25 protein-coding genes are annotated in these 22,466 nt (G+C 32.8%); 13 read left to right on the top strand and 12 right to left on the bottom strand.

Going from position 1 to position 22,466, the window contains the following annotated elements; translation table 11 throughout:
- Window positions 1-46: 46 nt before the first annotated feature.
- The gene (locus IMCC3317_RS10445) at window positions 47-325 is read right to left on the bottom strand and encodes a hypothetical protein (RefSeq protein ID WP_160129445.1); all 279 of its coding nucleotides are present in this window, start codon (window positions 323-325) and stop codon (window positions 47-49) included.
- 297 nt (window positions 326-622) lie between these two features.
- On the opposite strand from IMCC3317_RS10445, the gene IMCC3317_RS10440 reads away from it, so the two are divergent.
- The 3 genes from IMCC3317_RS10440 to hemL are packed head-to-tail and all read left to right on the top strand — an operon-like array spanning window position 623 to window position 3,688.
- Window positions 623-1,534: a 1-aminocyclopropane-1-carboxylate deaminase/D-cysteine desulfhydrase gene (locus IMCC3317_RS10440; RefSeq protein WP_160131904.1), complete on the top strand. Its 912-nt coding sequence runs from the start codon at window positions 623-625 to the stop codon at window positions 1,532-1,534.
- Window positions 1,535-1,538: 4 nt separating this feature from the next.
- Window positions 1,539-2,378 (top strand): glucosaminidase domain-containing protein, encoded by an 840-nt coding sequence (locus IMCC3317_RS10435; RefSeq protein ID WP_160129444.1) that lies wholly within the window; start codon window positions 1,539-1,541, stop codon window positions 2,376-2,378.
- A gap of 26 nt (window positions 2,379-2,404) precedes the next feature.
- Window positions 2,405-3,688, top strand: coding sequence for a glutamate-1-semialdehyde 2,1-aminomutase (hemL, locus tag IMCC3317_RS10430; protein ID WP_160129443.1), 1,284 nt, complete (start codon window positions 2,405-2,407; stop codon window positions 3,686-3,688).
- Between the two features lie 117 nt (window positions 3,689-3,805).
- On the opposite strand, the gene IMCC3317_RS10425 is transcribed toward hemL, so the two are convergent.
- Both IMCC3317_RS10425 and IMCC3317_RS10420 read right to left on the bottom strand, forming a co-directional pair.
- The gene (locus tag IMCC3317_RS10425; protein ID WP_160129442.1) at window positions 3,806-4,135 is read right to left on the bottom strand and encodes a hypothetical protein; all 330 of its coding nucleotides are present in this window, start codon (window positions 4,133-4,135) and stop codon (window positions 3,806-3,808) included.
- 100 nt (window positions 4,136-4,235) lie between these two features.
- Entirely contained in the window at window positions 4,236-4,721 is a 486-nt protein-coding gene (locus IMCC3317_RS10420) for a hypothetical protein (protein ID WP_160129441.1), read from the bottom strand.
- A 328-nt stretch (window positions 4,722-5,049) separates the two neighbouring features.
- On the opposite strand from IMCC3317_RS10420, the gene IMCC3317_RS10415 reads away from it, so the two are divergent.
- On the top strand, window positions 5,050-6,162 hold the full coding sequence (locus IMCC3317_RS10415) for an ISAs1 family transposase (protein ID WP_160128944.1): 1,113 nt from the start codon (window positions 5,050-5,052) through the stop codon (window positions 6,160-6,162).
- On the opposite strand, the gene IMCC3317_RS10410 is transcribed toward IMCC3317_RS10415, so the two are convergent.
- The 4 genes from IMCC3317_RS10410 to yiaA all read right to left on the bottom strand — a co-directional run bounded on the left by IMCC3317_RS10410 (window position 6,137) and on the right by yiaA (window position 9,309).
- Window positions 6,137-6,703, bottom strand: a complete 567-nt coding sequence (locus IMCC3317_RS10410; protein ID WP_160129440.1) for a hypothetical protein — start codon at window positions 6,701-6,703, stop codon at window positions 6,137-6,139. The genes IMCC3317_RS10415 and IMCC3317_RS10410 overlap by 26 nt on opposite strands.
- A gap of 148 nt (window positions 6,704-6,851) precedes the next feature.
- Window positions 6,852-7,406, bottom strand: coding sequence for a GDYXXLXY domain-containing protein (locus tag IMCC3317_RS10405; protein ID WP_160129439.1), 555 nt, complete (start codon window positions 7,404-7,406; stop codon window positions 6,852-6,854).
- A gap of 49 nt (window positions 7,407-7,455) precedes the next feature.
- Window positions 7,456-8,727 carry a DUF2157 domain-containing protein gene (locus IMCC3317_RS10400; RefSeq protein WP_160129438.1) on the bottom strand — a complete coding sequence of 424 codons (1,272 nt, stop codon included), beginning with the start codon at window positions 8,725-8,727 and terminating at the stop codon, window positions 7,456-7,458.
- 111 nt (window positions 8,728-8,838) lie between these two features.
- Window positions 8,839-9,309, bottom strand: a complete 471-nt coding sequence (yiaA, locus tag IMCC3317_RS10395) for an inner membrane protein YiaA (RefSeq protein WP_160129437.1) — start codon at window positions 9,307-9,309, stop codon at window positions 8,839-8,841.
- A gap of 202 nt (window positions 9,310-9,511) precedes the next feature.
- Between yiaA and IMCC3317_RS10390 the strand changes: the two genes are divergently transcribed.
- The gene (locus tag IMCC3317_RS10390; RefSeq protein ID WP_160129436.1) at window positions 9,512-11,011 is read left to right on the top strand and encodes a tetratricopeptide repeat protein; all 1,500 of its coding nucleotides are present in this window, start codon (window positions 9,512-9,514) and stop codon (window positions 11,009-11,011) included.
- A 78-nt stretch (window positions 11,012-11,089) separates the two neighbouring features.
- On the opposite strand, the gene IMCC3317_RS10385 is transcribed toward IMCC3317_RS10390, so the two are convergent.
- Both IMCC3317_RS10385 and lysS read right to left on the bottom strand, forming a co-directional pair.
- Window positions 11,090-11,752 carry a hypothetical protein gene (locus tag IMCC3317_RS10385; RefSeq protein ID WP_160129435.1) on the bottom strand — a complete coding sequence of 221 codons (663 nt, stop codon included), beginning with the start codon at window positions 11,750-11,752 and terminating at the stop codon, window positions 11,090-11,092.
- Window positions 11,753-11,890: 138 nt separating this feature from the next.
- Window positions 11,891-13,576, bottom strand: a complete 1,686-nt coding sequence (lysS, locus tag IMCC3317_RS10380; RefSeq protein WP_160129434.1) for a lysine--tRNA ligase — start codon at window positions 13,574-13,576, stop codon at window positions 11,891-11,893.
- Between the two features lie 488 nt (window positions 13,577-14,064).
- Between lysS and IMCC3317_RS10375 the strand changes: the two genes are divergently transcribed.
- Both IMCC3317_RS10375 and IMCC3317_RS10370 read left to right on the top strand, forming a co-directional pair.
- On the top strand, window positions 14,065-14,223 hold the full coding sequence (locus tag IMCC3317_RS10375) for a YqaE/Pmp3 family membrane protein (RefSeq protein ID WP_160129433.1): 159 nt from the start codon (window positions 14,065-14,067) through the stop codon (window positions 14,221-14,223).
- Between the two features lie 22 nt (window positions 14,224-14,245).
- On the top strand, window positions 14,246-14,989 hold the full coding sequence (locus IMCC3317_RS10370; protein ID WP_160129432.1) for a hypothetical protein: 744 nt from the start codon (window positions 14,246-14,248) through the stop codon (window positions 14,987-14,989).
- A gap of 59 nt (window positions 14,990-15,048) precedes the next feature.
- On the opposite strand, the gene IMCC3317_RS10365 is transcribed toward IMCC3317_RS10370, so the two are convergent.
- A complete protein-coding gene (locus tag IMCC3317_RS10365; protein ID WP_160129431.1) occupies window positions 15,049-15,270 on the bottom strand; it encodes a hypothetical protein in 222 nt (73 codons plus the stop codon).
- Window positions 15,271-15,446: 176 nt separating this feature from the next.
- Between IMCC3317_RS10365 and lipB the strand changes: the two genes are divergently transcribed.
- Genes lipB through IMCC3317_RS10335 form a run of 6 tightly spaced genes read left to right on the top strand, consistent with a single transcriptional unit; the run spans window position 15,447 to window position 18,606 of the window.
- Window positions 15,447-16,154, top strand: coding sequence for a lipoyl(octanoyl) transferase LipB (gene lipB / locus IMCC3317_RS10360; RefSeq protein ID WP_160129430.1), 708 nt, complete (start codon window positions 15,447-15,449; stop codon window positions 16,152-16,154).
- A 1-nt stretch (window position 16,155) separates the two neighbouring features.
- On the top strand, window positions 16,156-16,623 hold the full coding sequence (locus IMCC3317_RS10355) for a hypothetical protein (protein ID WP_160129429.1): 468 nt from the start codon (window positions 16,156-16,158) through the stop codon (window positions 16,621-16,623).
- A 13-nt stretch (window positions 16,624-16,636) separates the two neighbouring features.
- Entirely contained in the window at window positions 16,637-17,110 is a 474-nt protein-coding gene (locus IMCC3317_RS10350) for a hypothetical protein (RefSeq protein WP_160129428.1), read from the top strand.
- 21 nt (window positions 17,111-17,131) lie between these two features.
- Window positions 17,132-17,608: a hypothetical protein gene (locus IMCC3317_RS10345; RefSeq protein WP_160129427.1), complete on the top strand. Its 477-nt coding sequence runs from the start codon at window positions 17,132-17,134 to the stop codon at window positions 17,606-17,608.
- 22 nt (window positions 17,609-17,630) lie between these two features.
- Complete coding sequence (locus IMCC3317_RS10340; protein WP_160129426.1) at window positions 17,631-18,116, top strand: hypothetical protein; 486 nt, start codon at window positions 17,631-17,633, stop codon at window positions 18,114-18,116.
- A gap of 10 nt (window positions 18,117-18,126) precedes the next feature.
- Window positions 18,127-18,606: a hypothetical protein gene (locus tag IMCC3317_RS10335; protein ID WP_160129425.1), complete on the top strand. Its 480-nt coding sequence runs from the start codon at window positions 18,127-18,129 to the stop codon at window positions 18,604-18,606.
- 220 nt (window positions 18,607-18,826) lie between these two features.
- Here the strand turns inward: IMCC3317_RS10335 and IMCC3317_RS10330 are convergent, their stop codons facing one another.
- Both IMCC3317_RS10330 and IMCC3317_RS10325 read right to left on the bottom strand, forming a co-directional pair.
- A complete protein-coding gene (locus tag IMCC3317_RS10330) occupies window positions 18,827-21,274 on the bottom strand; it encodes an NHL repeat-containing protein (RefSeq protein ID WP_160129424.1) in 2,448 nt (815 codons plus the stop codon).
- A gap of 335 nt (window positions 21,275-21,609) precedes the next feature.
- Window positions 21,610-22,206 carry a ribonuclease HII gene (locus IMCC3317_RS10325; protein ID WP_160129423.1) on the bottom strand — a complete coding sequence of 199 codons (597 nt, stop codon included), beginning with the start codon at window positions 22,204-22,206 and terminating at the stop codon, window positions 21,610-21,612.
- Window positions 22,207-22,466 lie beyond the last annotated feature (260 nt).

Here is a 22,466-nt window from a genome sequence, read left to right as displayed (position 1 = left end):
TCTTTAGTGATTTGTGCAACAATAACCGTATTTTCATATAGTACATTTAGCATCCTTTTATTGCACAATCAGCCATTTTAAATAAATACCAAGCAGCTTTTAACATTTTCACAAGCCAGTGTAAACCGTTATAATACGATCTAACTTCTTTGCAATGATTACAATTAGATCCGCCACCTCCGCCAGGACTTGGATGATTTTGACCTTTTGAATTTGGCTTTCTATACATTCCACCAATAATTCCCCATAAAATAACTATACCTACAATAATTATCCCAACGATTCCTCCGATTGCAATAGCTCCAATTACTAATCCTTTAAACATACTATAAATTTTAAATTTACCTACTCTACACAATTTTCGGCTCCCTTGAATAGTAAAACAAATTCAGATATGTCAATTTTTTAAATGTGTTTTATTTTAATTGACAAATAGAGTGTTTCAAACTATCAGTGCAAATTTGATGCTAAATAAGATATTAAGGATGAGTTGAATAACCCTTTTCCTAAAGGTTAATGTATCCTTTTTTTAATTTTTTTTAGAGGTGATAAAATAAGTGGAAACCCTAATTTTGTTTACATACTCATGAATTCCAAATTTTACGGTATTTTTGATGCTTCTATGCAGTTTCAAACAGAAAACATACCAATTCAAGAAATTAAACTCGATTTCACAACCGATGTCCGTCTTTTTATAAAACGTGAAGATTTGATACATTCGTTTGTTTCTGGGAATAAATTCAGGAAGCTCAAGTACAATCTGGCGGAAGCCAACAAAGAAAACCAAGACACTTTATTGACATTTGGCGGCGCATTTTCCAATCATATTGCAGCAGTTGCAGCAGCAGGAAAATTATATGGTTTTAAAACTATCGGAATAATTAGAGGTGAAGAATTGGTTGCTAAAATAGACAGCAATTCCACATTGAAATTTGCGCAAGAAAACGGCATGCAATTCAAATTTGTCACAAGACAAGAGTACCGAGAAAAAACAACTTCCGAGTTTTTAGCACAATTAACTCGCGAGTTTGGACGTTTCTATACAATACCAGAAGGTGGAACAAACGATTTGGCTGTAAAAGGTTGTGCCGAAATTATCACGGAAAACGAGCGCGATTTTGACACAATTTGTTGTGCTGTTGGAACTGGCGGAACGATTGCAGGAATAAGTCACGGCGCATTTTCGCATCAACAAATACTAGGTTTTCCAGCTTTGAAAGGCGATTTTTTACAGCAAGAAATTTCACAGTTTACAACCAAAGACAATTGGAAGTTAATCAATAACTATCATTTTGGCGGATATGGAAAAGTGACGGACGAATTGATTCAATTTATAAATAATTTCAAACAACAAACCCAAATTCCGTTAGATCCAATTTACACAGGAAAAATGCTGTTCGGAATCATAGATTTAATCAAAAAAGGACATTTTGAAAAACAAAATCGTATTTTAGCAATTCACTCTGGTGGTTTGCAAGGAATTGAAGGTATGAACCAGAAACTACGAAGAAAAGGACAGATAACAATTGTATAAACGCATGAAAAGACACCTTATTTATATACTTCTAGGCGTATTTATAGTAGCTAGTTGTGGAACGCAAAACCGTGTTTCTAAAACCAAAAAGCGAACTAAAAAAACAACACGAGTTGTAAAAACAACTCCCACGGAAGAACCTGTTGTAGTTGTAACAACGCCTCCAAAAGTTGAGGTGAAAATACCAAAAACTTCTACAAAAAGCACTACGGAATTGTATATAGAAAAATATAGTGCTGTTGCAAAACAAGAAATGGAACGTCACGGAGTTCCTGCAAGTATTACGTTGGCGCAAGGAATTTTAGAATCGGGTTCTGGAAATGGAAAACTGACTGTAAAATCTAACAATCATTTCGGAATCAAATGTCACAGAGGTTGGAAAGGTCAGCGCGTATATCACGATGATGATGAAGACCAAGAGTGTTTTCGCAAGTATGCAAATCCAATATATTCTTTTTCAGATCATTCCTTATTCTTAACAGGAAGATCGAGATATGCTTCTTTATTTCAACTGCCAAAAGATGATTATAAGGCTTGGGCAAAAGGTTTGAAAAAAGCAGGATATGCCACAGATCGTAAATATCCTAAAAAGTTAATTTCACTCATAGAACGGTACGAATTATACAAATATGATGCAGAAGTTTTGGGTAAAAAACCTGAAGATGCACAAAAAGTGACTACACATAATGATCGGTATACGGTTTTAAAAGGAGATACTTTATATGGTATTGCTAGAAAACATAAAATATCGGTTCCTAAATTAAAATCTTTAAATGGACTTGAAAGCAATGAAATTTTTGTGGGACAAGTATTATTTGTAAAACCACTTCCGAAAGACTTTTAGTCAGTTAAAAAACATAAAATATACACATGGAATATAAACGTAGCAGTGCGCTATTTGCAGAAGCACAAAAAGTGATTCCTGGCGGCGTAAACTCACCTGTTCGTGCATTTACAGCCGTAGGCGGAACACCAATTTTTATCAAAGAAGCAAAAGGTGCTTATATTTTTGATGAAGATGGTAATCAATATATTGAATACATAAATTCCTGGGGTCCAATGATTTTGGGTCATGCACACAAACCTGTAATTGACGCCGTAATTGAGAAAGCTAAAAAAGGAACTTCCTTTGGAATGCCAACTGAAGTTGAAACCAAAATTGCTGAATTGGCAGTTTCTATGGTGCCAAATGTTGATATGATTCGTTTTGTAAATAGCGGAACGGAAGCGTGTATGAGCGCAGTTCGGTTGGCAAGAGGATTTACTGGAAAAGATAAAATAATCAAGTTTGCAGGTTGTTATCACGGACATAGCGATTCATTTTTAATTCAAGCAGGAAGTGGTGCTGTTACTTTTGGGACGCCAAATAGCCCAGGAGTTACCGAAGGAACGGCAAAAGATACGTTGCTCGCTCGCTTTAACGATTTAGAAAATGTAAAAGAAATTATTTTGCAGAATGAAGGCGAAATTGCCTGTCTTATTATTGAGCCTGTTGCTGGAAATATGGGTTGCATTCCACCAGTTGAAGGATTTTTAGAAGGATTACGCGCATTGTGTGACGCACATAATATTTTGTTGATTTTTGATGAAGTTATGACAGGTTTCCGATTGGCAAAAGGTGGCGTGCAAGAATTACTTGGCGTAAACGCAGATATTGTATGTTTTGGAAAAGTGATTGGTGGCGGATTGCCCGTTGGCGCTTTTGCAGCTCGGAAAGAAATTATGCTTCATTTAGCACCAACAGGACCTGTATATCAAGCAGGAACATTGAGTGGAAATCCGCTTGCAATGGCAGCAGGATTGGCAATGTTGCAAGAATTGAATCAAGGAGATATTTTTCAGAGTTTACACGATAAAACGGAATATTTACATAAAGGAATCACAAAGGTATTGACGGAAGCTGGCATAACGCATCAAATGAACCGAATTGGTTCTATGATTTCAGTACATTTTTGTGACGAACCTGTGCTAGATTTCGCTTCAGCGGCAAAAGGAAATAATGATTCGTTTAAGAAGTTTTTCCACGGATTATTAGCTAGCGGAATTCATATTGCGCCATCAGCTTTTGAAACCTGGTTTTTGTCAGATGCATTGTCGTATGAAGATTTGGACAAAACAATTAAAGCTATTGAAGAAATTGCTGAAACGTTATAGTGACATCTCGACTCCGCTCGATGTGACAAAGTTTTGCTTAAAACTAATATTTAGAAAGATATAGGCATAAAAAAACTCGGCGATATGCCGAGTTTTTTTTATGTTGAAAAAGAAGTTTTATCCTCTTACACTTTTAATTTTTTCTTGTCTTGCTTTTTCTTTTGCAAAAGATTTTTCGAACTCATGACGTTGTTTAGGTTGTAGAAGTTCGCTAATTTTTTTTCTCGCAATATTCAATCCTTCTGGATTTTCAATAGCGTCACCTTTCTCGTACGCCAAGTAAATAGCATAAATTTGCTTTACTTGTGGAGTTGTAAGTTCTAGAGATTTCTCTAAAGCCATTGTTTTGTATTTAGCCTTTATTTCAGGAGTTTCTTGCGCTGTTGCTGTTTGCAATCCTAAAAATAATACACATACAAATGTGAATAGTGCAATATATTTTTTCATAACTGTTGGTTGTTGTTAGCTGAATAATAACTCAATAATACTAAAATTGTAGCTGAATAACAAAAAAGAGAAGCTTTTTAACTTCTCTTTTTTGTATTTGCTACTCTTTACCGTGACGTTTTCCTTTTCTCTTTTTCTTTCCTTTGCCTTTGCGAGCGTGCATTTTCTCCCACTTTTCATATTGTTCTTTAGAGAGAATTTGTTTCATTTGTTGCTTGTGCGCAATTTTTGCATCTAAGCGTTCATTTGCCATTGCATATTTTTCTTCTGCAGTTGGCTTTTCTTTCTTTTCCATTTTCGCTTTGTGCGCTTCCATCTTTTGTTTTCTAACTTTCGCAGCAGTCGTATTCAAAGCTAAAACTCTTTGTTGTTGATTTTGAGATAAATCTAACGCAAGTGTTAACTTCTTAGTTTGCAATTGAGCCATTTGTTCAGGAGTAAAGTCTTTCATAGATTTCTTCCCTTTTTCCTTTCGCATTTCCTTGCGCATTTCTTTTTTACCTGTGCGATCTGTTTTGTCAGTTCCTTCTTGTGCAGCTATGTTTAATGTGAATAATATAGCGAGTGCATAAATGATGTTTTTCATGTTTTTTGTTGTTTTAAATAATTGCTTCTAAGACTTGGGCAATTAGCAAAGGTTTAATGAAATTTTTGTTTTGGGAATTGTTTAACAATTTACTAGCGATCACTTATATTGAATTTAGAAAGAAATTTTTTAAGCTTCTGAATGCGTTAGTATTTTGAGATACGGTCTTTTTTCTACACTGTTGTTTAGGAAAAAGAGTGCAACAAGAATGTATGTCCAGGGCAGAATCATACTTTTTAAGACAATATAATCATTTATTTGCCTGATTATTAATTGTTTAAGTTATCAATTATTCGTATATTATACTGATAATCAATTACTTAACTCAATGAAACCATCTGATAACTTAAAAGACATTTTTGGGCAAATACAAGACCACAGAAGCCATATAAACAAGCTTCATAATTTAGTAGATATCCTTCTTATTGGTATAATTGCAGTGATTTCTGGGGCAGAAACTTGGGAACAAATGGCTGGGTTTGCCAAATCAAAAGAACCTTTTTTAAAGAAATTCTTAGAATTACCTAACGGTATTCCTTCGAAAGTAACTATCAATAGAGTCTTTTCAGCTATTGATAGTGAACAATTTGAATCTTGTTTTATTGATTGGGTCAATTCAATTGCAAATTTAAGTAAAGGTCAAATAATTGCGATTGATGGTAAAACGATACGTGGCGCAAAGTCTCATGGTAAAAAATCGCCAATTCACATGGTTAGTGCTTGGGCTTGCGAAAACAATCTTGTTCTAGGTCAAGTTAAAACAGCTGAAAAGTCAAACGAAATTACTGCGATACCAGAATTACTGAACATCCTTAGTATTGCAGGAAATACTATTACAATAGATGCTATGGGAACTCAAAAAGAAATTGCAAAAAAAATAATTGAACTAGATGCTGATTATATTTTAGCAGTTAAAGCAAATCAACCGCAGTTATTAGAACATATTGAAGATGAGTTTCGGTTTTCCAAACAACTAGAAACATACACTAAACATGATTTAGATCATGGGCGTATTGAAACTAGAACATGTAGCGTAATTACTGATTTTAAGTTTATTGAACAGGACAATCAATGGAAAAATTTACAAAGTATTATAAAAATAGATAGCATTCGTGAATTTAAAAATAGTGATAAAGCGACAGAAAAAGCGACACGATATTATATTTCAAGTTTACGAAATGATGCTAGTGAATTTCAATCTAAAATACGCTCGCATTGGGCGGTAGAAAATAAATTACATTGGACTTTAGATGTAGCTTTCTCTGAAGATGCTTCTAGAAAAAGAGCAGGAAATGCTGCTCAAAATTATTCTATTCTGCTTAAAATTGCTTTAAATCTATTGAAAAATGAAACCTCTAAAAAGCTATCTATGAAAAGCAAAAGACTTGAAGCTGGATGGAATGAAGACTATTTACTCAGAATATTAAATTTAAAAGTATGATTCTGCCCTGAATGTATGTCAAACCAATTATAAAGATACCAATAAAACCTAAACTAGAAATTCCGTAGATGAAGTTTCCGTAGAAAGTGCCAAATGCTTCTTGTAATGCAGCTACTTCTAAGTTTCGCCCGATCTCATTGATTTCAAATAAATAATATATCAAACTAATAAATACAAGGATTGTAAATGGAAGTTGAATTCCAATTTGACTCATGATACTTGGTCGTGTAGCCGAATATTTTAAAGTTGGAATTCCTTCTTTTAGTGCAGAGAAAATTTCATTGCTCTTCGTAGAATCATCAATGAACAATGTTTTTTTGGAATCTTTTTGATGGATTTCCATCTTGTTTTTATGAAAATATACTTTTTGAATTGTTGCAAAGTGAATTCCGTTTGGAAGTTTCCAATCGTTTTGTGCTTCTATATTTTTGGTTTGAAGTTTTAATTCGTCACCTTTTTTCTGATCAACATAAATGGTTTTATCTTTTATGAAGATTAACGTGTTTTCAGTTGATTTGGGAAATGTCCACAGTTTTTGCATGCAGCTATTATTTTTTAAGAATACGAATATCGCCAGAAATATTACTAAAACCGTTAAATTTAGTAATTTTTGATGCGCCTTTTTCTAATAAACTATTAAAAAAATATAGTGAGTTTTCACTTATATACTATTCTATAACTTTCATAAGTTACTTCACAACAGCATCTTTTATAGAAATACCATTTATAATAACATCAGTAAGTACATGTGTGCCATTTTGAATATGTACAACGGCATATACATCTTGTTCTTTTCCGTTTCTATTATTATCTCTGTATAATGTTTCTGCACCTAACGCTTTTGACTCTTCCATGTAGTAGGTTTGAAAAGGCAAATCGAAACGAATTTTACCTTCATAATAATTATACGTTTCTACAATAACATGGTCAAATTTACTATCGGTTAGCAATTCTTTTGATAAAGTTTCTAAAACAGCATAACCGTTTTCATCTTTTGAAAAATACGCATATGCTTTATCATATCTATTCCAATCAGAATCGGTTGTTTCAAAAGAATTTATTTCGAAGTCTAAATCAATATATTTTCCCATAAATGGATTGTTCGGATCTACCGGAGCAGTTTTAAATTTATACACATTGTCAGAAGCAATTGTGCGTTCGTATTTGTATACTATTTGTGCAGAAGCGGCAATTTGTGCAAGTACCATCAAGCCAAAAAGGATGTATATATATGTTTTCTTCATGAGTTTGTTTTTTATAGATTCCTGCCTTCGCAGGAATGACAATTAGTTGTCATTTTTTAGATTTTTGTTTTTTTAGCATAAGATAATTCGCAGTGAAAAAACCTCCGCCAATGAATACAAATAATAATCCACGTACGACATATGTGATATCGGTATCAAAAAATCGACATGCAATTAATATAGCAATAATCAACATTCCATAATTCAAAATACCAAAATGAAATTTTTCTGCGCCAATTTTAATCGCTGAAACTCCTAGAATAAAAAGTAGTGCGTTGATTAGAATTGTTGGTAAAAGATCGTTAAAAAGTCCAATCATGAAAATGACTCCAAAAAGTAGAAATACAAAATGAAATAGATTCATTGATTTTAGTGCATTTTGTTTGCTGTTGAAATACAATAATACGCTTGCAATGACAAATAAAATCATTGCGCAAAGGAATTCTAAAGAGTCAAAATATACATCTTGAAATTGATGTTTCCATATGTCGCGAAAACTTAATATTAAAAGTATAATTACAGTTCCCAAAGATCCTAATGTGCGATATCCATTTTGTAATAACGATTTATTTTTAAAATACGGAAGTTGTCCAATATTATAAAAAACACCAAATAACAAGACGTACATTAAAAAGCCAACGCCTTCACTTTGGTCAATACAAACTGGTAATGAAAAAATTAAACTCATTGGGAAAAGCCAATGTAATACACTTGTAACGTGCGATTTTGTTTGTGCTTTAATCATTCTTACATAACTCGGTAACGCAAGCAATAACAATAAAAAGTAAATGTGCGGAATTGTTGTGTTATGTCCATAGCCAGCTTCAAAAGCATAATAGGTGATGAAAATTAGGTGTAAAATAACTGCTGAGGTAGATTTTGTCACAAACATCAGCGGAACGCATAACACAATCCACGCAAGTAAAAACGATTCCAAATCGCCCGAAACATGATATATCTGGCTCACCAACGCAATACACGCGCCAACTCCAAAAAATAAAAATACAGTGGAAGCTTCTTTCCAAGCAGAACTTTTTTCTTTAAAAATACTAAAGCCTAAAATGGCTTGCCCGATTAACATCGGAAGAAACGCAAAAATAAGTTTGACACCTCTGGAAAAATCGTCCCAATTGTGCGCCATTATTAAAATAATTCCCAATCCGACTAACGTTGCGCCGAGAATTCCGAAAAGCGTAAACAATCTATTAGCACTAGATTCTTCCGAATTTCCGTAAAACGCTTTTATATTTTGAGCAATCTCGTCCGTAATTATGCCGTTTTCGACCAATTCGGGCAATGCTCTTGTGATTTTTGAACTCATATGTTGAATTTAAGATACTCTTCGTTAAAAGTACTGATTAATTTTTCAAAAAAATAAACCTCGCAACACTTCTAATTATGTGTTACGAGGTTTCTGGTAATCAACCAACATTTAAGCTTCTTGATTTTTTATTGAATGTACATCTCTAGTGTTTTTCTGTACCGCTACCGAAGCAAATAAACTCAAGGCAAACGACATTCCGTAAAAACCTTTTTCGCTCAATTCCAATTCGGCATTCCACAATCCGACAATTAATAATAGAATAGAAGCAATGGTTGTAAACCAACTTATTCCATAATAAATATCTGTTACGGGAATTCCTTCCATTCTATCTCTTACCGATTTCTGAACCGAAACCACGGAGAATAATCCGAATAATAAAATGGTGAAATAATATCCTTTTTCATTCAATTCCATATCTGCATTCCACAATCCGATGCAATACGCAACCATTCCGATGAATAAAGCTGCCCAAGCCGCCGAAATAAAAGCTGGCGTTGGCTTAAAAGGATTTTTCTCTTCTAATTTGTTAACTGTTTTCTTTGTTTTTTCTTCTGGATTTAAAAAATTTTGATTTTCCATATTACTATAATTTTAAATGTTAATTGATTTTAATTTTTGTTTAAATGTGTAATTTTTTGTTTGTTGATTACAGGGCAAATATGCGATTGGATTTTTACCTACGAAATTCAATTATTCATAAAAAAGGACTATATTTATAGAAATTTAAAATATGTATATAATTGATTATTAATATTCTAAATAATAAAAAACGGACGATATAATGATTGCAATCGATACTATAATCTCTCAATTTTCTACTGAAGAACAACAGGAATTTGTAAAATACCTTACGTATAAGAACAAACGACACGACACAAAAAATGTGCAATTGTTTAAGTTGTTACTCGCAAATTGTTCTGCAAAAGAAATTCCCAAAAAACTATACGGAAAGGATAACAAAACCGCGTATCACGGATTGCGAAAGCGTTTATGGAGTTCACTACTCGATTTTATGGCAACGCAAAGTCTCACACATGAAGTTTCTTCAGAACTCGATATTACCAAACGGATCTTAGTTGCTCGAAACTTATTGCAACACAAACAATTTAAAACGGCGTTTAAAGTATTAGAAAAAGCGGAAAAGAAAGCACGCGAATCGTTGCACTTTTCATTGCTGAATGAAGTTTATCATACGCAAATACAATATGCGCATACAACTCCGTTTGCGCCGCCGTTGGAAACAATCATCGAAAAATTTACAGCGAATCAACAAGATTTTTTACAAGAAGAAAAGCTAAATATTGCGTATTCGATTATTAAAGAAAACCTTCAAAAAGTGGTCTATCAAGGTGAAGTGATTTCGTTTGAAGCATTAATTAAAGAAACCTACCAACGATTAGACATTTCGGAAGAAATTGGTTTATCATACAAATCATTATATCAATTGGCGCAAATTGTAAACTCGGTCGCTTCTGTCAACAAAGATTATTTCAATGTAACGTCATTTATTTTGGAAAATTATAAAGACATTTCCAACCGATTGAAACAAACCGACAAACATGTATTTTATCACATCAAAGTATTATATCTCATTGCGAATATCTTTTTCAGAAAGAAAGAATTCGCGGAAAGCTTACACTATTTAGAACGTATGCATGTCGAAATGCAAAAACAAAAACAGCGGTATTACAAAAGTTCGTTGTTAACGTATCAATGTTTGGTTGCGCTAAATCATAACTATTCTGGAAATTCCGAAATAGCTATTGAAATGTTAGAAGCCGTTGCGAATGTGAAAAAGTACGATTTGGAAGTGATGTTAGACATTCATTTAAGTTTAATTGTCTTTTATTTTCAGCAAAGCGAATTCAAAAAAGCGCAACAAGTATTATCAAAATTCTATCACACGGATAAATGGTATGAAGAAAAAGCAGGCGTAGAATGGGTTGTAAAGAAAAACCTAATCGAGTTATTATTGCACATAGAATTGGGTAATATTTCCTATGTAGATTCACGTTTTGCCAGTTTTCAACGAAAGTACTATCCGTTTCTAAAAAAGACTGGAGAACAGCGTGTGATTACATTTTTAAAATATGTAAAGCAGTATTACAACAAGCCTGAAGATGTTACCGATGCAGTTTTTAAAACTTCCGTAGAAAAGTCTTTCGAATGGAAAATGCCCGAAAAAGAAGATATTTTCGTCATGAGTTTTTACGCGTGGCTGAAAGCTAAAATGAGCAAAACGCCTTTGTATCAAACAACTTTGGAATTGGTGAAGAATTGAATGAGTTATGAGTTATGAGTTATGAGTTGTGAGTTGAAAGTGCGCCGCATTGAGCGAAGTTGAAATGAAAAGTGTTTTTTATCGAATCTTTAAATACATATCTAAATACTTTCTCAAATAATGATAACTACTTTCTCTGGAGGTTCTGTCTTCGGCAGCAAACTGAAAAAAGTAGCACATTCCTTCAAATTCAATTAATGTTGCAACGCCTCGTATATGAGTTCCAAGTGATGAAATGGTAAATTCCTTTTTTTCAATGTTCATACCTTTATAAGTATACTTCATGTTCTCTTGAATCGAAATAGTGCTTCCAGGTTTTTGTGCTACTAAATTTTCTCGGAACGATTCCCATTGAAAAGTCATCGATTCATTTTCCGCTTTTGCAATTGAATCATAAGAAAAATAATATTTTGAGTATTTGGCAAAAACTGCTGTTGTTGGCATTTCAGAAGTATTGAACATGTGAAAACCTCCTCGCAATTTTACGGTAATATGCGGAATTACAGAAAACACAGAATCCTTTTTCAATTGTAGTACTTCTTGCAATGCAGTATGTTCTCCAATAATAAAATCGGGAACATCAATTTTAGGCAATCGTTTCTTCGTTTCCTTTTTTACTACCCAATCATTAGTTACATGTGTTGGAGGCGTATCATTGAACTGTATAATTCCAAACACAAGTTGTGCTCCAATTAATAGAATGCTGCCTGCAGCTGCCAAACCAGATTTAGAATTTCCCAATAGTTATTTTATTTTAAGTGATTAAAGATATAAAAATACATTTCAAAAAAAAAGGAACTACAATTTGCAGTTCCTTTGAAGTTATATTATAAGTAGTTAGTTGAGCTTGTAGAAAACTGGTAGCTGAGTTTACCAAAGCTATACCAACTCCACAAACAATCCGTCATCCGTTTTCTCAACGTTTGCTAAATTGTTTTTAGTCAATTCTTTTATAGATTTATCCCACTTTTTGTTAGATAATCCTGCTTGTGCTTTTAAATCATTTAAAGGTAACTTTTCAGCTTTCTTTAAAATTTCTAAAATTGCTTTTGCCTCTTCACTAATTGCAACTTTTTTATTTTCTGGACGCATTTGCGGAAAGAACAATACTTCCTGAATTGATGGATTGTTGGTCAAATACATAATCAAACGATCCATTCCAATTCCTAAACCAGAAGTTGGCGGCATTCCATATTCCAAAGCACGAATGAAATCATCATCAATAAACATTGCTTCGTCGTCTCCTTTTTCAGAAAGCTTCAATTGTGCTTCAAAACGTTCGCGTTGATCAATCGGATCATTTAATTCTGAATAGGCATTTGCAATTTCTTTTCCGCAAACCATCAATTCAAAACGTTCCGTTAATTCAGGGTTTTCACGATGTTCTTTACACAACGGACTCATTTCCTTTGGATAATCTGTAATAAATGTTGGTTCAATATATCTTCCTTCACATTTTTCACCGAAAATTTCATCAATCAATTTTCCTTTTCCCATGGTTTTATCCACAGAAACTCCCATGTTTTGAGCAGCTTCAAAGAGTTCTTCTTCAGATTTTCCAGTAATGTCAAATCCTGTAAAGTCAATAATAGATTGCGTCATTGTGATACGTTTGTATGGCGCTTTAAAATCAATTTCATGTTTTCCAAACGTAGCTGTTGTTTTTCCGTTTACGGCAATAGCACAATGTTCTAATAATTTCTCTGTGAAATCCATCATCCAATTGTAATCTTTGTATGCAACATAGATTTCCATTGCTGTAAATTCAGGATTGTGCGTACGATCCATTCCTTCATTACGGAAGTTTTTGGAAAATTCGTATACGCCGTCAAATCCACCAACAATCAATCTTTTCAAATACAATTCATTTGCAATTCGCATGTATAATGGAATGTCCAATGAATTGTGATGTGTCATAAACGGACGCGCCGCTGCGCCACCAGGAATTGGTTGTAAAATTGGAGTTTCTACTTCAAAATAACCTGCATCATTAAAAAAGTTACGCATAGCGTTGAACAATTTTGTACGCTTTACAAATACTTCTTTTACTTGTGGATTTACGACTAAATCGGTATAACGTTGACGATATCGTTGTTCGGGATCATCAAATTTATCATACACAACGCCATCTTTCTCTTTTGGTAATGGTAATGGTCTTAAGGCTTTACTTAACAACGTAAAATTCTTTACCATTACTGTTTTTTCTCCAACTTGTGTTGTAAACAATTCACCTTCAATTCCGATGAAATCACCTAAATCTAAAAGCTTTTTAAAAATATCATTATATAATGTTTTGTCTTCTTCGGGACAAATTTCGTCTCTATTAAAATACACTTGAATTCTTCCATCAGAATCTTGCAATTCAGCAAATGAAGCTTTTCCTTGTATTTTTTTACGCATCAATCTACCTGCAATTACAACCTGTTTACCTTCTGCAAATGATTCCTTTATCTTTTTTGAAGTATGGTTTACTGGATAAAGATCTGCTGGATACGGGTTAATTCCGAGTTCGCGCAACTTTGAAAGTTTTTCTCTGCGAACTATTTCTTGTTCTGATAATTGCATAATAATGTGTAAATTTAAGTCAGCAAAGATAATTACATTTCATTAGTTTAACATGTGTTCGGTGTAAAATAATACGTACTGCATTCTTTTTCCGCAGTGTAGCAATCATTTTTCGTTAAGAATTTTTGAAGCCTTGAAAAAAATTTAGAAAAATGAATGCGGTTTTAGTTTTTCAGAGAAAAAACTAAAAACACCTCTGGAAAAACGCACTTTCTTTTGTTGAAACCTGTGCTGAACTTGATTCAGTATTCTTTGTGCGAGCAAAGAGAAAGAAAATAAAAAACTGAAAATAAACTATTTAGATAATAATTTTCTTGGAAGCCTTAAAAGTTGTTTTTAATTTAATTAAGCAAAATTAGTTCTGAGTACCAATGTATTGATTTGGAAATATTTGAAGCGTATAATGTTTGCAAATACTGCGTTAGTGTAACATTTTTGCCGTTTTTGTGTCTCATGAGTATCATCAATCATCAAATAAAAAAAACAGTATGAGTATATGGAGAGTATTATTAGCAATTATTTTTCCGCCGTTATCAGTTTTAGATAAAGGTTGCGGTTCTGTAATAATTGTCTTTATTTTGTGGCTTTGCGGATGGGTTCCTGGAACTATTGCCGCATTGATTATTTTGAATAACCCAAAACAATAAATAACATATTAATTTTAAAAACATGAAAAAATTTTATTTAGGAATGTTAGCTGTACTGTTAACGTTTTTTACAAGTTGTCAATTTTCTGAAAACATTTACATTAATGAAGACGGAACAGGTAAAATGTCTTTTACGATGGATGGTTCCGAATTAATGGATATGATGGGCGACGAAATGGCAAAAGATGGAGAAGAATCAATAGATTCCATCATTTCATTCAATGAATTTTTTAAGGAACAAGCAGATAGTATTGCTAAACTTCCTCAAAAAGAGCAAGATAAATTAAAGCAATTGGAGAATTTTAAGATGCACATGATTATGAGCACAGAAGATAAGAAAATGAGCTTCGATTTGTTTACTGAGTTTAAAAATGTGGGCGAATTGCAAGACATGTTTGCCGCAATGAATACCGCAGGAAGTTTAGATAAAAATAATAATGCGGGCTCAAATCCTTTGGCTAGTATGGGCTCAAATGGAGCTACCGAAGTAAATTATTCCTTAAAGAATAATGTATTTAAACGCACCGTAACTATTTTGGATAAAGAGAAAGTAGCCTCTATGAAAGATAGTTTAGGACAATCGGCAACGATGTTTGCAGCGTCAAATTATACATTGAATTATCATTTCCCAAGAAAAATTAAATCTGTATCTCTTGAAGATGCCGTAATTAGTGATGATGGAAAAAGCTTTAGTGCGAAAGTGAACTTTATGCAGTATTTAACAGATCCAAAATTATTAAATGTAGAAGTAGAGTTAGAGAAATAAACACTCCATTTTAAACATAAAAAAGAGGAATTACAACAATGTAGTTCCTCTTTTTGTTTTTAGCAATCTACACACCAAGATTTGCAATTTGATCCGCAAGATGGTGTTAAACATGTCATTGGATTAATAGAATGAATTGTTAAAATGATAGTTCCGTTAGGACACCCGATAAAGCTTATCGCATTTTGTTGTTGATTAGCTTGTCCATCTTGCAATCCGCCAGAAATATGGGCAACATTACTTTTTTTAAGTGATAACGATTTTAGAGATTTTTTCTTCATGAGTATTTATTTTTTGTTTCGGTACAAAGAACTTTAAAAACCGCTGGTTGTGAAATAGCGATTCCACTAGAATTGTGACAGGAAAAACACGGAAGACTCACAGGATAAATACTTGCGTTAAAACGAATCTCCTTTTTTCATAATGTCGTATTTTTGTAATCGTAAAACGAACTACTTTGAATAAAACAATACAAGTACAGGATTTAGGCACGAAAGATTATAAAGAAACGTGGGATTTTCAAGAAGCAGTATTCAAGGAAATTATTGACACAAAAATTAAAAATAAGCGACAAGATGCTGGTTTAGAAACGTCGAATCATTTTCTTTTTGTAGAACATCCGCATGTATATACGTTAGGGAAAAGTGGCGATATGTCTAACTTATTGTTAGATGAAACGCAACTTGCGGCAAAAGGCGCTACTTTTTATAAGATAAATCGTGGTGGCGATATTACGTATCACGGACCTGGACAAATTGTTGGCTATCCTATTTTAGATTTAGAAAACTTCTTTACAGATATTCATAAATATTTACGATTGCTTGAAGAAATGATCATTCTAACCTTGTCGGAATACGGTTTGAATGCCGCAAGAAGCAAAGGAGAAACAGGCGTTTGGCTTGATGTTGGAACACCATTTGCACGTAAAATTTGTGCTATGGGCGTTCGCGCGAGTCGTTGGGTAACAATGCATGGTTTTGCACTAAATGTAAATGCAGATTTGGGTTATTTTGATAACATCATTCCGTGTGGAATTCGTGGAAAAGCTGTCACTTCTTTAAATGTTGAATTAGGAAAAATTCGCGTGGACGAAGCAGAAGTCAAACAAAAACTATTACATCACTTTCAAATACTTTTTGAAGCGGAATTAGACATGAAAGCATAAAATGCGCGTACAAAAACTTCTCTTGATAATTATTACAGGTGCATTAACAGCTATTTTGTTGTTTTCTGGTGCGATTACGTACTTTATGTCATCAGAAGAAAGTGGGCCAATCACAGCTATATTTTTTTTAGGTGTTACAGGTGCTTTTAGTGTGTATTTTCACATGAAAACAAAAGAGTTATATCCGTTTGCTGATTTTGACGAACCGTTGGAAGAACTTTCCAAAAAATATTGGGCATTGCATATTTCTTTCGGATTGGTGCTGTTAATTTTAGGAATCACTATGACTTTTCTTTGGTTTAAAAGATCATCCGATTTGTCTATTTTAGGTATTTCAATTTTTTTACTTTTACTAGGTTTGTGGTCATTGATTGATACGTATATATTAAACAAATTCATTGTTTCTTATAAAGAACGTCGTGAACGTCAAGAAGAAATTAACGATATTGGCGACAATTCAGCGGTATAAAATATAATAGCACATGCGCTTTTTTAAAATATTTTCGATAGTAATTACGGTCATATTCTTTTGTGTGTTTATGTATTTTGTTTATGTAATTATTGAAAACGAAAGTAAACGAGGTGCACCATTTTTGGCGTATGTTTACTTAGCACTTATCTTTATCTCAATACTTGTGACCTTTGTGTATCATTTTAAAAGTTATCACTATTATAGAGCCAAAGAAAACATGAACCTTTCAAAAAAGCTTTCTAAAATATTGTGGGCAGGAGCAATCTCTTATAATAGTTTGCTTCTGTTTGTTGCAGGTATGAGTGCATACGATTTAATAATATACAGAATGGGTTTTATGAGATGGAGAGAAGTCGCTGTGTTAAGCTGTTTTCTTTTTATTGGCGGCATCGGAATTTTAGAAGTTTCACTCTTAAAAAAACGCATTAAGCGACTAAAATCGGAAGTTGAGCTGAAAGACGAAATTGAATCTATTGGAAATTAAACTTTAAAAACAATCTAGTGTATGCGTTTTTTAAAAATACTTTTAATTCTATTTTCACTTCTGATTTTAATAGGAATATGCTATCTGTATAGAGGAATTTTTTCAAAAGATGAATTGAGTAGAATACCTACGTCTGCATTACTATTTAGTGGGTTGTTAACGGTTTTATCCATAGTAAATATTTTATATCACATAAAGAGTTTTCGGTTTTACAGACGAAAAGAGAAGCAAAATTTAGACAAAAAGCTTTCTAAAATCTTTTGGATTGGCACTCTTTGTTTTTCGAGCTTCTTACTATTCCTTATGGGAACTGCGCTCTATGAGAATACACAACGATTCGAGTATGATAGCGATGTTTTTGAAGACATTATTTATACGTTCATTTTTATAGCTTTAGCGTTGTTGGGTTTATTAGAAGTTTCACTCTTAAAAAAACACATTAAGCGATTAAAAGCGGAAGTTGAGCTGAAAGACGAAATTGAATCTATTGGAAATTAAACTTTATAAATACTCCTAGCATATGCGTTTTTTAAAAATACTTTTAATCTTATTTTCTATTATAATTATTGGTGCAGTTATATATGTATATTGGTTTGAGTTCTCCAAAACTAGCGAAACAAGTGTTTCTATATATTTACATGCCTATTTAGGATTTGGATTTATTTCTTCCGTTATAAATATCATATATCACATCATAAGTTTTCGTTTTTACAGACGAGAAGAAAAGCGAAATTTAGATAAAAAACTCTCTAAAATTTTATGGATTGGTACTATTTGTTTTTCTGCATTTCTAGTGTATGTTGGCGGAACTACCTTATATAGTATCATGCTTTTCATGGGAGAATTTGGTTATCAAGTGAAAGATATCTTTCTCGCACTTCTCTTTTTAGTACCTGGATTTTTTGGTTTGCTAGAAGCTTCTCTTTTAAAGAAACGCATTAAACGATTGAAAACGGAGCGTGATTTAACTGAAGAAATTAACGATATTGGCAGTTCAATTACATAAAATAATATTCATGCGCGCATTTAAAATAATACTCATCATCATTTTAATATTAGTGTTATTCATACTAGCTTTAGGAACTATAGAAATCTACAAAGAAAACAGACCTGAAGCTTTTGCTATCTGTATATTTACGTCTATCGGAATTGTATTTGGACTCTTAACAATTGTATATCACATTAAAAGTTTTCGCTATTACAGAAAATCAAAAAGACTAGAAAAAGCAAAAAAGATATCCATTATTCTGTGGATTAGTGCAGTTGCTTCAAGTATTTACACACTGTTTTTTGGAGCAGTTGCGTTGTTAGGAATTTCAGCGAATACTGCTGAATTAAGTTCAAATCCAGAATATCTCAGCATGATTATAATGCTCATCATCATATTATTATATGGAATAAGTAGTCTTGTGGAAGTTTCATTATTAAAAAAGCGCATCAAAACACAACGCGAAGAAGTGTTATTACATACTGAAATTGATGAAATTGGATTGTAGACTTCTTAGATTTTTGGACTTGCTTAGACTTGTTAGATTTTAAACATGGAAAAGTGTGAAGTTAAAAGTTAAAAGTGAAAAATGTTTATAAGTTGAAAAGTTTATGAGTTTATAGTATTAATAACCAACGAATAACGAATAACGAACAACCAAATCAACAAAGGAGCAAAGCGACCAAAACCCAAAACCCAAAAGCAAAGCGACCAAAAACCCAACACCTTTAATTCATCTTATAAACCAAAACAGTATTATTTTCTCCTTTAGTCACAAACCCTAGCTTCACATCTTTATCAAAATTCTCCAAATCAATTGCCGAACTTCCAAACGCGGGAAAACCAGGAATCGATTTCGCATTGCTATCATACACATACACTTTTTGCGCATCCGTATCTGTAATAGCCACATAAATTTTATTTCGAATTAAGAAAATTTTCGGTTTGCTATAAGAACCAAAAGCAAGTTCCACCGTTTTATCTTTAATACGTAACTTATTCTCAAAGAAACTTACCAACGTTCTACTTGTCATATCAATTGCATGATTTTCGCCAACGGGAAGTTTTGTTTTGGCAATTTGTCCTTTACTATCAACCTGAATCAAATTTCCATTCCGATCAGAAGTCGTAAACAAATTATTATGAATATAAACGTCATTATCAGAAAACTGAATATTCGCTTTCACGGTAATTCTCGGTTTTCCTGTACGTGACAAAATGTGTAATTTTCCGTTACTTTCTTGAAATGTGATATAATCTTTTGAGATGATTCTAAAGTGTTGTGGCGGATTCATAAAATCATTCTTCGAACCCGAAAACTTAAATCCTTTCACTTGTTTTCCTTGTTTATCGCGCATCACAACGTTGTTTCCTTCTGTAAAAACAAACCGATATTTCTTCGATTTATCATAATCAAAAATCGCGACAGCTTGCGTATAAGTTACGTTCGCTTTTGTCGGATACGGTTTTACATCATTTCCTTTTCTATCTAACACATAAAAAGATTGCGGCGTTGTAAATGCCAATTGCAAACGTCCGTTTTTATACAAATCAACTTGTGAAATAGCACCTAAAATCTTTCCGTCTAACGGTTTTTTCCATAAAATTTTCCCTTCCGTAGAAATTAAATACAACACATTTTTGGCATCTTGCACGACGATTTCCTTTCGTTTGGTAATATGATTTTTTACAAACTGCGGACTTGAAGCAACCGGATTATCCAACACAATATTCAATATTTGAGAAACTGTATTTTCAGTTGGTTTCGCAGTATTTCGCTTTAAAATTCCGTGAACGTGCGCATAATCGCTTCCTTTTTCGTTGGTAAATTGCAACGCGGCAAACGGATAATCTTCAATATTTATACTTAAAATTTCCTTTCGATATGATTTTTGTACGCTTTCCGCGATGGTTTTCTTAAACTTGTCCGTATTCACAAATACCAATATTGACGATTCATCACTTAAGTTTTCAATCGTTTCTTTATAATCTTTTTGGTATGCAAGCGTTTGTTCGTCTTTGTATAATCCAATCAAAAGTGACAAATCTTCCAAGCCGTTCTTATTCGTGAAAACGATAAATTCATCCAAAATGACATAATATGTATTATCAAATGTTATGATGAAAGGCGAAAAATGGTTTTGAAAAAGCGTTGCATCTTCATTTTTATAAATTTTGATGTTTCTCGCTGTGCTATGTTCCGAATTTGTTTTCAGTTGTGTTTCAGCTTCATTACTCGATGAAATAAATCGCAAACCTGTAAATGAACTTCCGTTAAAGGAAAACGTACTCACTTCTTCCAAAGCATCTAACAGCGAATTTGTAGTTTCTGGTTGAAACTTCTCGTATGAATCAAACGTGATTGTCATAAATGACTCAAAAAATGGTGGAATTATGGTTGCAATTTTGTGTTCGCGTGGCGACGTATTTTTCAATGAACTCAACGCGTGCGAAAGCGAATCGTTTGCTGTGGCAATTCCTGTAAAGGAAATTTCATCTTGTAAAATAGAAACATCTAACGCAAGTTGTTCGCCAAGAGTTGCAACAAACTTTGTATCAGCATTTGGGAAAATATGTTTCAATAAAGGCGAAACATGTTTCGGAGTTGCCAATAAAGTTGCCGATTTGCTTTCGTCAATAGTTGTATATACTTTTTTGAGCGAAGCTGGAATTTTGACTTTTTTATACGAACGAATGCAGTTTTCAATCAATAATTGCGAAGAAGAATTTACAAAAATACTATCTGCATAAAACGTATAATTCACTTGATTGCCAAGTGTGGTTTTAATAATGGAAGCATCATTATAGTTAATATTGGTCGTTGTTGCTTTTTGAAGTGAATCTAAAACGATCAAATTAGGATGTGTTTTGGTAATAAAAGTATACTCAAAACTATCTTTTCCCAATTCGTTAAAACATAGCAACGATTTGGAAGTTGGTTTTATGTATTGCAAATAATCAACAAACGCAGTAAAATCTTGCTTGAATTTTGGTTTCTTAAACGATTGCAACAATTGATTATTTTTGAGTTCGCTCTGAAAACTTTCAAAATCATTAATCTGTAAAATCACGGCTGCATCTTGCGGTACAAACTTCAACAAAGAATATTCTTTAGGAGTTTCCGTTGTACAGCCAATACTAAATATGGTAAGAATCAGAATGAGAATTCTTTTCATGTAAAATCTATTTTATAACATTTTGCAATGTTGTTGCCCTTTTATAATCTAACGAACTACAAAAGTATAAACTTATAGGATTGTAAATTATTGTAAAGACGATAGAATTACAGTTGTTATTAACAAATCAATTATTTGAAGTGACAAATTAACAAATCAACAAAAAATAAATTAACGAACAATAAAGAGTTGAAAGTGGAAGTGAAAAGTGAAAAGTGAAAAGTAAAAAGTGAAAAGTGAAAAGTGAAAAATTGAAAGTTAAAAGTGAAAAAATCAACGAATTTACAAAAAAACAAATCTAACAAAGTCCAAAAATCTAAGAAGTCTAATAAAATCTAAAAATCCAGCGAATACTGTTCAGGAAGTAACCTGAACGACATGCGATGATATTTAGTAGTTCCGTATTTCCGAATTGCATCACGATGTTCTAAAGTAGGATATCCTTTATTTTGCTTCCAATTATACATCGGAAACTCTTCATGAATTTTCTCCATATATGCGTCTCTGTATGTTTTTGCCAACACAGAAGCAGCAGCAATATTCATATATTTTCCATCTCCTTTTATAATAGTTTGATGTGGAATATTTTTATACGGTTTAAATTTATTTCCGTCTACAATAATATGTATAGGAACAATTGCCATTTGGTCAATTGCTTTTTGCATTCCCAAAATAGAAGCGTTCAAAATATTAATCTTGTCAATTTCTTTAGGATAAATATGCGCTACGCCAAAAGCAAGTGCTTCTAATTCAATAATTGGACGAAGTAATTCACGTTTCTTTTCGCTCAACTGTTTAGAGTCGTTTAGCATATTGTTTGAAAACGTTGCGGGTAAAATTACGGCGGCTGCGGTTACAGGTCCGGCAAGGCATCCGCGTCCAGCTTCATCAGTTCCGGCTTCTAATCCATCCAATAATTGTAATGCTAACATATGTAAAATCTTAAAGAACAAAACTATCTTTTCTTTAGACTAAATCAAAATGCAAATACAAAACAGTTTTCGCGAAAGCCAATAATCTAGTTAAAATACGATGTGTAAATAACACGCACGATTTCTTTTTCCGCAGTGTAGTATTTACTTTTCGTTAAGAATTTTTGAAGCCTTGGAAAAAATTTAGAAAAATGAATGCGGTTTTAGTTTTTCAGGGAAAAAACTAAAAACACCTCTGGAAATCGAAGATTCATGAGTTC

Origin of the sequence: Kordia antarctica, from assembly GCF_009901525.1 — a bacterium.
Classification (GTDB): Bacteria; Bacteroidota; Bacteroidia; order Flavobacteriales; family Flavobacteriaceae; genus Kordia; species Kordia antarctica.
This window is presented reverse-complemented; position numbering and strand designations above follow the sequence as displayed.